The organism is Hydrogenophaga sp. (assembly GCF_035481345.1).
Taxonomy (GTDB): domain Bacteria; phylum Pseudomonadota; class Gammaproteobacteria; order Burkholderiales; family Burkholderiaceae_C; genus Hydrogenophaga.
The window spans coordinates 1-11,588 of sequence record NZ_DATIGV010000011.1 but is presented as its reverse complement, the minus strand read 5'-3'; the positions used below and the strand labels follow the sequence as shown (position 1 = coordinate 11,588).

Genomic DNA, 11,588 nt, shown 5'->3' with positions numbered 1-11,588 from the left:
ACGAAGGCGCGGCGCGCACCGCGCGCGCCATGTTCGATCTGGTCGACAAGGCCAGCGACGAGCCCACCGCCGACGTGCTGGTGCAGCGCCTCACGGTGCACGAGCAGACCGCGTGGATGCTGCGCTCCCTTCTGGAAGAGTGAGTCCCTTGGCAGCCGCGCCCGAGCCAGCGTGCGCGGGCCGGCCGCCCCACCACAGGGCCAGCCCCATCAGCGCCACGCCCACCCATTGCGCTGGCGCGAGCCAGCGGTCGTACACCAGCGCATCGCACACCAGCGTGGCCCCCGGGTAGACGAACTGCAGCAACGCCGTGCGCGAGGTGCTCAGGCGCGCCATGCCGCCGTAGATGAGCACGTAGGCCAGGCCCGTGTGCACCACGCCCAGCGCGGCCAGCCAGCCCCAGGCGGGGCCCCAGGCGGGCCAGCCCGCCATCAGCACCCAGGGCCACAGCGCCAGCGCGCCCACCGCGCACTGCCACCAGGCCAGTGCCAGCGGCGGCACCGGCGTGCGTGCGCGCAGCAGCACGCCCACCACCGTCTGGCCCACCACGGCCACCAGGCACAGGCCCACGCCCAGCATGGACACCACAGCGTCGGCGCCGCCGACCAAGCCCGTGGCCAAAGAGAGGCCCAGCAGGGCCAGCAGCGCGGCGGCGATGCGCGCGCGCGGCAGCGGCTCGCCCAGCCACCACGCGCCGGCCAGCATCAGACACAGCGGCTGCACGTGAAACACCACCGTGGCCAGCCCCACCGACAGGCGCTGGATCGCGGCGAAGAAGACCACCCAACTCAGCACCACCAGCGCGGCCGCCACCACCACGCGCACCGCCGTGCCGGCGGGCAGCCGCCACAACGGCGCGCGCCGCGCCGCCCAGGCCCACAGCGTGAGCGCCAGCAGCCCGAAAGCGCAGCGGAACCAGGCCGCCGAGGCCGGGTCGCTGCCCGACTCCAGCAGGAACACGCCCAGCGTGCCCAGGATCAGGCCACCCAGGGCCATGCGCCAGGCGGCCAGGCGTTCGTTGCGTGCGTCGGGGTCGTTCATGCCCGCACTGTGGTCGCCGCGTTGGGTTTCGAGAAGCGGATAATTCGCATGCATTTCATTCGATAAACGGATTCACTCATGCGCGCCGACGACCTGCAGATCGACTGGCTCAAGTGCTTCGTCGCCGTGGTCGACGCGGGTTCGCTGTCGGCCGCCGCGCCCGAGGTGAACCGCTCGCAATCGGCGGTCAGCATGCAGTTGCAGAAACTCGAGCGCGCGGTCGGCAAACCGCTGCTGCTGCGCGGGCCGCGCCGGCTCGAGCTCACGCCCGACGGCCAGGCCCTGCTGGGCTATGCGCGCCGCCTGCTCGACCTTCACGCCGAGGCGCAAGCGGCCATGAAGCCCGACACCCTGCTCGGCCGCGTGCACCTGGGCGTGCCCGACGACTACGCCGCGCGCTACCTCACGCCCGTGCTCAAGCGCTTCGCCGCGCGCCACGCGGCGGTGGAGATCGAACTCGATTGCGAGCAATCGACCCGGCTCATCCCGCGCGTGGCGCGCGGCGAGCTCGATCTGGCCCTGGTCTCGCGCGACCACGCGCAGCGCGGCACGCTGCTGTTTCACGAGCCCTTGGTTTGGGTCGGTTCGCCGCAGTTCGACGTCTGGCGCCGCGACCCCTTGCCCATCGCCGTGTACGAAGACAGCAGCCTGGCGCGCAAGCACGCGCTGACCACGCTCTCGCTGCAAGGCCGCCGGCACCGCGTGGCGTACCACAGCTCCAGCCTGGCGGGGCAGCTCGCGGCGGTGGAGAGCGGGCTCGCGGTGGCCGTGCTCACGCAGTGCAGCGCGCCCGCGCACCTGCAGGTGCTGGGGGCCGAGCATGGGCTGGGGCCGCTCGCGCCCATGGCCGTGGCGGCCTACCGCAGCCGCGCCTCGCGCGGCTCACCGGCGGTTGACGCGCTGCACCGCGTGCTGGTGCAGACCTTGCGGCAGGCCACCTGAGCAAGACCGGCGCTTCACACGCGCCCGCCAGAATGCCCCCTTCATGACCGACACCCCGACCGACACCCTGCCCCCCGTGCTCGCCGGTCCCGTGCTGCGCCGGGTGCAGGCCCACCGCATCGCCTGGTGGCTGGCCTGCAGCCAGGCCCCCGTCCAACTGCGCGTGACCCTGCTGCCCGACGGCGGTGAGGCCTCCACCCACACACCGACCGTGCACACCCTGCGCGCGGGTGATCGGCTGGCGATCCTGCTGATCGAGCTCGAGCTCGACACCGATCTCATCCCCGACGTCTGGACGGGCTACCGCTTCGAGCTCGCCGGCACCGACGGCGCGTGGGCGCCGATCGACGACCCCGCGCTCTGCTATCCCGGCCGCGACAGGCCCGGCCTGCGCTTTGCGCCCGCGGTGCGCGCCTTGCTGCACGGCTCCTGCCGCAAACCGCACCACGCCGGTGGCGGCGACGGCCTGGCGCGCGCCGACGCGCACGTGCAAGCCCTGCTCGCTGACGCCACCCGCGACCACCTGCAGTGGCCCACCGCCCTCGTGCTCAGCGGCGACCAGGTCTATTGCGACGACGTGGCCGGCCCGATGCTGCGCGCCATCCACGGCCTCATGCAGCGCCTGGGCCTGCGCGAGGAAGCCATCGCCGGTGCCGACGGCAGCGAGGTGCGCGGCACCCGCGACCTGCTCGCCCACCCCGCCACCTACTACCGGCGCGAGCAACTGCTGCCCCGCACCCCCAGGAGCGAGCGCCTCATCGACCTGGTGTTCGAAGGCGTGAAGAAGCCCATCTTCACCACCGACAACGCGCACAACCACCTCATCACCCTGGGCGAGGTGCTCGCCATGTACCTGCTGGTCTGGTCGCCGCTGCCCTGGCAGGGCCTGGACCTGTCGCCCCCGCCCGGCCTGAGCGAGGACAACGCCGAGCGCTACGCGCGCGAGGCCCGCGCCATCGACAACTTCCGCCAGGGCCTGGGCGCGGTGCGGCGCGTGCTCGCGCACCTGCCCGTGGCCATGGTCTTCGACGACCACGACGTCACCGACGACTGGAACCTCAGCCGCGAGTGGGAGGACGTCGCCTACGGCCACCCCTTCTCGCGCCGCGTCATCGGCAACGCGCTCATCGCCTACCTGCTCAACCAGGGCTGGGGCAACCGGCCCGAGGCCTTCGCCGAGGACGCGTTGCTGGAGCAGGCGCAGGCCGCGCTGGACGAGCCCGGCGGCGAGGCGCACGAGGCGCTCATCGAGCGCCTGCTGCACTGGCGCGACTGGCATTACGTGTGGCCCACCACGCCGCCGCTGATGGTGCTGGACAGCCGCACGCACCGATGGCGCTCGGAGGTCTCGCCCCGCCGCCCCTCCGGCCTGATGGACTGGGAGGCCCTCACCGATCTGCAGCAGGCCCTGCGCGGCCACCCCGCCGTGCTGCTGGTGGCCTCGGCCCCCATCTTCGGCGTCAAGCTCATCGAGACGGTGCAGCGGATCTTCAGCTTCTTCGGCCAGCCCCTGCTGGTGGACGCCGAGAACTGGATGTCACACCCCGGCGCGGCCAGCGCCATGCTCAACATCTTCCGCCACCCCAAGACGCCGCAGACCTTCGTGGTGCTCTCCGGGGACGTGCACTACTCCTTCGTCTACGACGTACAGCTTCGTCCGCGCGGACGGAGAAAGGCGCCGGTGCAAGGCCCGCACATCTGGCAGATCTGCAGCAGCGGCCTGCGCAATACCTTCCCCGACGGCCTGCTCGAGAAGCTCGATCACCTCAACCGCTGGCTGTTCTCGCCGCGCTCGCCGCTCAACCGCTTCACGCGGCGCCGGCGCATGTTGGTCACGCCGCGCAAGCCCGAGGGCACGCCGCATGGGCGGCGCCTGCTCAACGGTGCCGGCATCGGCCTGGTGCACTTCGACGAACACGGCGCGCCGGTGCGCATCCGGCAACTGCTGTGCGACGGGCGCGACGTGGACTTCGTGCCACGCGAGGCGGAGGCGCGCGAGGACTGATGCCCGCCGGCGCCTGTCCGCCGATCCGCCGCAGGCGCCATGTGATCCCCTTCACGGGACACCGCGCGCCCGCTTTGCTAAGGTCGATGGCTCCATGGAAAACGCCTTCGACAAGCTCGTCGCCGTCTGCGAGCGCATGCGCCACCTCACCGGCACGCTGGAGACCATCCGCAACCTGCTGATGGCGGACGTGATGACCAGCAGCGACGACACCCGCGCCGCCATGGGCGACACCCAGGAAACCGCGCGCGGCCTGTTCATCCATGCCATGGGCCTGCGCCAGCGCGCCGGCGCCGACCTCGAGTCCACCGTGCAGCTCATCGCCGCCGACACGGCCCCCGAGCACTCGGCTCAGCGCCAGGAATGGCTGCTGTTGTGCCGCGACCTGGCCGGCACGCTGCAGGGGATCGACGGCGTGCTCACCGAACTCGAACAACACTTCCGCCGCTGAACACGTGCACGATCCGCCATTCTGGTGAATAATGTTTCGCATGTGTGCATATCCGCGAACTGTAAATCTGCGCGACGCCACCGACGCCGGTGCCCGCCCGGGGAGGCGGCCGTGCACGAGGAATTGACCGATCCCGCGCGGACGCTGGCCTGGGCCGTGGAGGTGCTGCGCCCGCCGCGCGTGCCGCTGGAGCGCATCTCCCTGCACCTGAGCACGCGCCCGCACGACGCCAGCGCAGAGGTGGTGCAGGGCCGGGGCATGCCCGAGGCCGACGCGCCGCGCGAAGCGCGCCAGTCGGTGCTGCGCCTGTACGCCGAAGCGGTGCTTTTCCTGGTGGTGGAGCTGCGCGCCGAGCCTTCGCGGCGCCTGCCAGGCCACGTGCAACTGTCCCTGCCCGACCTGGATGCGCGCGGCGCGCCCACCCTGGGCAATGCGGCCTGGGTGGTCGCCCGCCGCGCCGTCGCCCACCACGGCCAACTTTGCGGCACCGTGGTGCCGGCCGCGGGTGGCCCGGCCGAGGCCAGTGAGCGCCCGCTGGAGCCGGGTGGCCCCACCATTCAACTGGAGCTGCAGCGCCTGCTCAGCTTCGAGACGCTGGGCGCTCGCATCGACGAGGCCGCCGCCACGGGCGATCCGCGGGAACTGCACTGGCGCTACGAGCGCAGCCGCCTGCAGGACGTGTTCCGCCGCTACCCCTGCCCGCCCGAGCTGTTCGAGCAGTTGTGGGCCGCCTACCGGTCCTTCGTCGATGGGCTGGGCCCGGTCGCCAGCTTCGAGCAGTTCTACACCGCGCGCATGTGCGCCGGCGGCTTCCTCGAAATGCGCGCCAACAGCGCCTTCGGCCTGCTCGAACCGCTGCGCGCCTGAGTGGCGCGCCGCCCATCCGGTAGCGGCGGCCAACGAGGGTCGGCGCTCACTAACTCACTTTGTTGAAGCTAAACTCCGCAAAGTGTGAAATACCAATGACACCCGGTCGAGGGCCACGCCCCCGCCCCACGAGACATGAACGCAAGCACCCTCAAGCGACCCCTGGTCGATCTGTCCAAACCGCGCTCGCAGCGGCCCATGATGGGACTGGACATCGAGGAATGGCGCGGCGAGCACAACCTCTCCAAGTACGACGCGCAATACGCGCTGGGGTTTCGCAACTCCAACCACTACAACAAGATGTGCGCCCTGCCCCTGCTGCCCGAGGCGCTGGAGCTGCTCATCCGCCTGTACGAGGAGGTGCCGCGCGAACGGGGCTGGGCGCGCTACTCCATCAAGGAGCTGTTCCACCTGATGTACGACCCCGCGCTGGAGCCCTTCGTGGGCACCGAGCTGGAGACCTGGGCACGCGTGGACCTCGGCACGCGCTTCGCCAAGATCTTCGGCCGCTCCTCGGCGCGGCAGTACCAGTGGCTGTCCGACGACCGCCGCCGCAACGACACCGACCTGCCCGCCTACGCGGTGATCGAATGCATCCTGAGCAAGCTCAAGCAGGTGGACGACCCGCGTGAGTTGCTCGAGCGCGTCGCGAAGAAGGTGTGGGCGATGCGCGGCGTGGACCTCGACGTGGAGTTCCGCGTGCCCACGCCGGACTTCCCGCCCACGCGCGAGAAGACCGGGCGCAAGCCCGGCGTGAAATCGAAGAAGGCCGCCGCGCCCGCGCGCCCGAAGGCCGCGGCCCGCAAGGCCTGAACGCGGCGCAGGAACAGGAGACCGCCATGGTGGCCAAGCAACGCGACATGATCCAGCTGTCCTTCCTGGCGCACACGCGCGACGTGCCCGAGCGCATCCGCCTGCGCGACTGCAGCCTGGCCTTCGCGGGGCACAACGCCGAGCTGTCCACCGGACTCATCACCGGCGTGTACGGCGCCAGCGCCAAGCAGGCCGCGCTGGTGGCCGCGTCCAAGTGGACGCAGGAGCACCAGCGCGCGGCGGGGCTCAACCGCGTGCTCATGGTCGACCTGAACTACCGCGTGGACAACTTCCACCTCACGCGCGAGCAGGCGCGCCGGGACACGGTGGCGGAAACGGGCTGGGTCCACTTCGACCGCATCGGCGCCGCGCTGCGCGATGAGCTGCGCGACCAGTGGGTGGAGTGGATCGTGCGCGACACCGGCGCGCGACGGGCCTCGGTGGCCGATGAGTCGCTGGTGAATCTGGCCTTGAAGTACCCCGACTGCGTGGCCAAGACCTTCCAGCACGAGAAGGCGGTGCGCTGCATCGTGCACCCGGTGAACCCGGCCATCGACCCGTCCATCGTGCTCTGGGCGGCCACCCTGCGCTACGACAAGAAGCGCTTCGAGGACGCCAGCGTGCGCTTCTTGCCGCACATCCAGATCCAGCTCTGAGCCGCGCCGGGGCGTCGGCCCCGCGCCGCAGGGCCGACGCCGTCAGGCGCCTTCACTCCACCGTTCATCCCATCCACGCCGATTGCGTCCGGCGCGTCGCTTGACGCGTCATCCGCGCGTATTACGATTCGCGACAGTACATTTCCACAAATCACAAATACCCATCCAGGGAGCGCCCTTGAACCCGTCGATGCTTTCCTCCATCCACGCCAGCCTGCAGCAGATGCAGACGGCGCAGGCCCAGCTCGCCGACGTCCTGCCCTCGGGCGCGGCGCAGGGCCCTTCGTTCACTCAGCACGTCGGTGGCCTGCTGCGCGCGGCCGACGACAAGGGCCATGCCGCGCAGGCCGCCGTCAGCGCCGTGGAGAGCGGCCGCAGCGACGACCTGGTCGGCGCCATGCTCAAGAGCCAGGAAGCCAGCCTGAACTTCAACATGATGATGCAGGTGCGCAACAAGGTCGTCGGCGCCTTCGACGAGCTCATGAAGCTGCCGATCTGAGGCATTCATGTCCCACACCCCGCACATCCTCCCCCCGGCCGCGGGCGCACGCCTCACCGCGCTCGACCCCTGCGAACTCGGCCGTCCCATCCACGCGCTGGACTCGCTCTTCCAGCTCACGCAACAGGACCTGGACCAGGCCCTGGCGGCGGCCTTCCCGGGCCGCGTGGGCGCGCCGGTGCGACTGGGCGGCGTGTCGCACGGCCGCACCAACCCCATCGAGACCACCCTGCGCTGGGCCACCTACCGCAGCGGCGCAGGCCGCAGCGCCTTCGCCATCGAGCGCTCGGCCCTCACCGCGCTGCTGGCGCGCCGCTACGGCTCCACCGACTGGGAGCTCGGCGCGCGCTGCGTGCCGCCGCTGGAAACCGCCACCGAGCAACGCCTGGCCGCGCAGCTCGGCCAAGTGCTGAGCCAGGCGCTGATGCGCCGCATCGGCGCCGGCGAGCACACGGCCGACGACGAGTCCTCGCTGCAGCTCGAACAGAACCTGCCGACCGCGCGGTGCCCCATCAGCGGCCCCACCATGTTCCTGTGGGCCCAGGTGCTCGCGGGCTCGGCGCCGCTGGGCCTGGTGGTGTTCGCGCTCGACAGCGACACCCTGGCCACCGCGCTGCGCCAGCTCGCGCCCGCGCGACGACAGTCCGCCGCGCGCGCCGCCGACGGCGCCAGCCTGCGCCGCGCCCTGCCGCTGCGCCTGGACGTGCGCCTGGCCCAGAAAACCTTGCCCCTGGGCGAGCTGCTCGGCCTCAAGCCGGGCGACGTGCTCGCCATCTCGCTCGACACCGCCACCGTGCGGGTGCAGGACAACCCCGTGCTCAAGGCCATGGTGGTCGAGAACAAGGGCCGCCTGTGCCTGACCAACCTGCAGGAAGTCTGATATGTCCATCGACCATCCCTCCCTCGATTCCCTGGCCACCGCGCCCGGCACCGACGACGCCTTCGCCGCCGTGATGCAGGAGATGGCCGGCGCCACCGAAGCCGCCGCCCCGGCGCCCGCGCCCGCCGCGCCCACGCTGGGCCTGGGCCGGCTCATGCGCCGCATCCCCGTCACGCTGACGCTGGAACTCGGCTCGGCCAAGGTCTCGCTGGAAGACGTGGCCCACCTGCGCCCCGACAGCGTGGTCGAGCTCGACGTGCTGGCCGGCGAGCCGCTCACCATGAAGATCAACGGCGTGGCCATCGGCAAGGCCGAGGTGGTGGTCAGCGGCGAGAACTACGGCCTCAAGGTCCTTGAGGTCAGCGACCTCGACCTCGACAGCTTCACCCCATGACCCTCGCCCTGCGCCCGCGCGGCGTGGCGCGCCTGGCCGCCGCGGCCGGCGCCGCCCTGACCCTTGCCGCCCTCGCCTGGCCCGAGGGCGCGTTCGCGCAGGCGGCCGGCAACGCCGGCCCGGCCGCGGGCGGCCTGCAGATCTTCAGCAGCACCACCACCGGCAACACCACCGACTACACCATCAGGACGCAGATCCTGATCATCATGACCCTGCTGGGCCTGCTGCCCGCCATGGTCCTGATGATGACCAGCTTCACGCGCTTCATCATCGTGCTCTCGCTGCTGCGCCAGGCCCTGGGCCTGCAGCAGGGCCTGCCGGCGCGCGTGCTCACCGGCATCGCCCTCATCCTCACCATGCTGGTCATGCGCCCCGTGGGCGATCGTATCTGGACAGAGGCCATGCTGCCCTACGACCAGGGCAGCATCGGTTTGCAGGAGGCGCTCAACCGCGCCGAAGTGCCGCTCTCGCGCTTCATGCTCGCGCAGACCAGCCAGGCCTCGCTCAAGCAGATCGCCACGCTCTCGGGCGCACCCGAGGTGAGCGACCCGGCGCAGCACCCCTTCACCGTCAAGCTCGCCGCCTTCGTGCTCAGCGAGCTCAAGACGGCCTTCATGATCGGCTGCATGCTCTTCATCCCCTTCCTGGTCATCGACCTGGTGGTGTCCTCGGTGCTGATGGCCATGGGCATGATGATGCTGTCGCCCCTGGTGATCTCGCTGCCGCTCAAGCTGCTGCTGTTCGTGCTGGTGGACGGCTGGACCCTCACCGTGAACACGCTGGTCACCAGCGTGCGCGCCATCTAGCGAGGCCAAGCGATGACCCCCGAGATCGCCGTCGAACTGGTGGCCGAGTGCCTCAAGCTGGTGGTGCTGATCGTCACCATGCTCATCACGCCCGGCCTCATCGTGGGCGTGCTGGTGAGCCTGTTCCAAGCCGCCACGCAGATCAACGAACAGACCCTGAGCTTCCTGCCGCGCCTGCTGGTCACGCTGGCGTCCATCATCGTCATGGGCACCTGGCTCACCAGCAGGCTCATGGACTACGCGCGCGCCATCTTCGAACGCGCGGCGCAACTGGCCCTGTGAGCCCCGCGCCATGGAACCCGTCTTCGGCCAGATGCTCGCCACGCTCATGGCGCTGTGGTGGCCCTTCGTTCGGGTGCTGGCCATCCTCACGTTCATGCCCGTCATCGGCGAGAACATGGTGCCCGTCACCGTGCGCGTGCTGCTGGCGCTGACGCTGGCCGTGGTGCTGCTGCCCATCGCCGCCCCGCCGCAACCGATCTCCCCGTTCTCGCTGCTGGGCATCGTCACCACCATCGAGCAGGTGGCCATCGGGCTCATCATCGGCATCGGTTTCCAGATGATCATGGCCGTGTTCGCGCTGCTGGGCTACATGGCCTCCAGCCAGATGGGCCTGGCCATGGCGCAGATGAACGACCCCATGAGCGGCGCCTCGTCCGACGTGGTGAGCGCGCTCATCTACATCCTCACCATCCTCATCTTCTTCGCGGTGGACGGCCACCTGGTGTTCAGCGGTGTCATGGGTTCGAGCTTTCGCGCCTGGCCGGTGGGCGCGGGCATTCCCGAGCAGGCGCTCACCGTGCTGCCGCTGCAGGTGGGCTGGGTGTTCTCGGCCGCGCTGCTGCTCTCGCTGCCGGTGATCTTCTCGGCCCTGGTGGTGCAGATCGGCTTCGGCTTCCTCAACCGCGTGGCACCCACCTTCAACCTGTTCTCCCTGGGCTTCTCGCTCATCATCGTCTTCGGCCTGTTCATGCTCGGCGGCATGCTGCAGCTCATCCCGCAGCAATACGTGAACCTCACCACGCGGGTTCTCGAAATGCTCGAACAGCTCATGCGGAACTGAGCCATGGCCCAGGACCAGACCGGCGACAAGACCGAAGCCGCCACACCGCAGAAGCTGCGCAAGGCGCGCGAGCAGGGACAGGTGGCGCGCTCGAAGGACCTGGCCACCGCCGTGGGCCTGGTGGTGTGCCTGCAGGCCATCGTGCTGCTGGCGCCGGGCTACCTGGCCGACTTCCGCCGCCTCTTCGCGCTGGGCTTCGTGGTGGCCGAGGGCGACGGCGCGCTCGACAACCTGTTCTCGCACGCCTTCGTGCCCGTGATGCTGCTGCTGGCCAAGATGCTGCTGCCGCTGTTCATCGTGCCACTGTGCGTGCTGGCCGCCTCGCTGTTCCCCGGCGGCTGGATCCTCAGCACCGAGAACCTCATCCCCAAGCTGGAACGGCTCAACCCGATGAACTACTTCCAGCGCATCACCAAGGCCAAGCACCTGGCCGAGTTCGCCACCACCGCGCTCAAGGCCTTCACGCTGTTCGGCGTCCTCTACTACGTCATGAACGGCAGCATCAAGGGCTTCCTGCGCGTGACCGCGCTGCCCCTGGGCGAGGCCTTGCCGCAGGCCCTGTCGCTGGCGCAGGCCGCCGTGTTCTCGCTGGTGGCCGTGTTCGTGCTCTACGCGCTCATCGACGTGCCCATCCAGCGCCTGGTCTACCTGCGCGAGCAGCGCATGAGCAAGCGCGACATCAAGGAAGAGCACAAGACCACCGAAGGCCGGCCCGAGGTGAAGCAGCGCATCCGCCAGATCCAGCAGCAGATCGCACGGCGCGGCGTGCGCAAGACCGTGCCCACCGCCGACGTGGTCATCGTCAACCCCGAGCACTACGCCGTGGCCATCAAGTACGACACGCAGAAAGCCGACGCCCCCTTCGTGGTGGCCAAGGGCCTGGACGAGATGGCGTTCTACATCCGCCGCGTCGCGGAGGAGGCGGGCGTGGAGGTGCTGCGCGTGCCGCCGCTGGCGCGCGCCGTCTACCACACCAGCCAGGTGCGCCAGCAGATTCCCGCCGCGCTGTACCAGGCCGTGGCCGTGGTGTTGCGCCACGTGCTCGCGCTCAAGGCCTTCCGCCAGGGCCAGCGCCGCAGCGAGCCGCACCTGCCCTCCGATCTTGACGTGCCCGCCCACCTGAGCGGCCCCGGACCGACATGAACCCCATGAACTCGCTGCTCAACGACCT

Annotated in this window: 14 protein-coding genes and 1 pseudogene; 14 read left to right on the top strand and 1 reads right to left on the bottom strand. The window is 70.3% G+C overall.

Annotated features, from left to right (window positions below; genetic code table 11):
• Window positions 1-143: pseudogene (locus VLG41_RS00785) on the top strand (DNA starvation/stationary phase protection protein); the annotation flags it as partial.
• On the opposite strand, the gene VLG41_RS00780 reads toward VLG41_RS00785, so the two are convergent.
• Complete coding sequence (locus VLG41_RS00780) at window positions 91-1,041, bottom strand: DMT family transporter (protein ID WP_325347493.1); 951 nt, start codon at window positions 1,039-1,041, stop codon at window positions 91-93. The pseudogene VLG41_RS00785 and the gene VLG41_RS00780 sit on opposite strands and share 53 nt — an antisense overlap.
• 78 nt (window positions 1,042-1,119) lie before the next feature.
• On the opposite strand from VLG41_RS00780, the gene VLG41_RS00775 reads away from it, so the two are divergent.
• The 13 genes from VLG41_RS00775 to VLG41_RS00715 all read left to right on the top strand — a co-directional run bounded on the left by VLG41_RS00775 (window position 1,120) and on the right by VLG41_RS00715 (window position 11,560).
• Entirely contained in the window at window positions 1,120-1,983 is an 864-nt protein-coding gene (locus VLG41_RS00775) for a LysR family transcriptional regulator (protein WP_325347492.1), read from the top strand.
• A gap of 43 nt (window positions 1,984-2,026) precedes the next feature.
• Window positions 2,027-3,988 (top strand): alkaline phosphatase family protein, encoded by a 1,962-nt coding sequence (locus tag VLG41_RS00770; RefSeq protein ID WP_325347491.1) that lies wholly within the window; start codon window positions 2,027-2,029, stop codon window positions 3,986-3,988.
• 94 nt (window positions 3,989-4,082) lie between these two features.
• Window positions 4,083-4,439 (top strand): hypothetical protein, encoded by a 357-nt coding sequence (locus VLG41_RS00765; protein ID WP_325347490.1) that lies wholly within the window; start codon window positions 4,083-4,085, stop codon window positions 4,437-4,439.
• Window positions 4,440-4,550: 111 nt separating this feature from the next.
• Complete coding sequence (locus tag VLG41_RS00760; RefSeq protein ID WP_325347489.1) at window positions 4,551-5,306, top strand: hypothetical protein; 756 nt, start codon at window positions 4,551-4,553, stop codon at window positions 5,304-5,306.
• Between the two features lie 135 nt (window positions 5,307-5,441).
• Window positions 5,442-6,119: a hypothetical protein gene (locus VLG41_RS00755; protein WP_325347488.1), complete on the top strand. Its 678-nt coding sequence runs from the start codon at window positions 5,442-5,444 to the stop codon at window positions 6,117-6,119.
• Between the two features lie 26 nt (window positions 6,120-6,145).
• Window positions 6,146-6,775: a hypothetical protein gene (locus VLG41_RS00750; protein ID WP_325347487.1), complete on the top strand. Its 630-nt coding sequence runs from the start codon at window positions 6,146-6,148 to the stop codon at window positions 6,773-6,775.
• Between the two features lie 178 nt (window positions 6,776-6,953).
• Window positions 6,954-7,274 carry a flagellar hook-basal body complex protein FliE gene (locus VLG41_RS00745; RefSeq protein ID WP_288251905.1) on the top strand — a complete coding sequence of 107 codons (321 nt, stop codon included), beginning with the start codon at window positions 6,954-6,956 and terminating at the stop codon, window positions 7,272-7,274.
• A gap of 7 nt (window positions 7,275-7,281) precedes the next feature.
• Entirely contained in the window at window positions 7,282-8,154 is an 873-nt protein-coding gene (locus VLG41_RS00740; protein ID WP_325347486.1) for a FliM/FliN family flagellar motor C-terminal domain-containing protein, read from the top strand.
• Between the two features lies 1 nt (window position 8,155).
• A complete protein-coding gene (locus tag VLG41_RS00735; RefSeq protein ID WP_325347485.1) occupies window positions 8,156-8,548 on the top strand; it encodes a FliM/FliN family flagellar motor switch protein in 393 nt (130 codons plus the stop codon).
• Window positions 8,545-9,354 carry a flagellar type III secretion system pore protein FliP gene (gene fliP / locus VLG41_RS00730; RefSeq protein ID WP_325347484.1) on the top strand — a complete coding sequence of 270 codons (810 nt, stop codon included), beginning with the start codon at window positions 8,545-8,547 and terminating at the stop codon, window positions 9,352-9,354. The genes VLG41_RS00735 and fliP overlap by 4 nt, the downstream gene beginning before the upstream one ends.
• A 12-nt stretch (window positions 9,355-9,366) precedes the next feature.
• Window positions 9,367-9,636 (top strand): flagellar biosynthesis protein FliQ, encoded by a 270-nt coding sequence (fliQ, locus tag VLG41_RS00725; protein WP_325347483.1) that lies wholly within the window; start codon window positions 9,367-9,369, stop codon window positions 9,634-9,636.
• Window positions 9,637-9,646: 10 nt separating this feature from the next.
• A complete protein-coding gene (fliR, locus tag VLG41_RS00720; protein WP_325347482.1) occupies window positions 9,647-10,417 on the top strand; it encodes a flagellar biosynthetic protein FliR in 771 nt (256 codons plus the stop codon).
• 3 nt (window positions 10,418-10,420) lie between these two features.
• Complete coding sequence (locus VLG41_RS00715; RefSeq protein WP_325347481.1) at window positions 10,421-11,560, top strand: flagellar type III secretion system protein FlhB; 1,140 nt, start codon at window positions 10,421-10,423, stop codon at window positions 11,558-11,560.
• The last annotated feature ends 28 nt before the right edge of the window (window positions 11,561-11,588 follow it).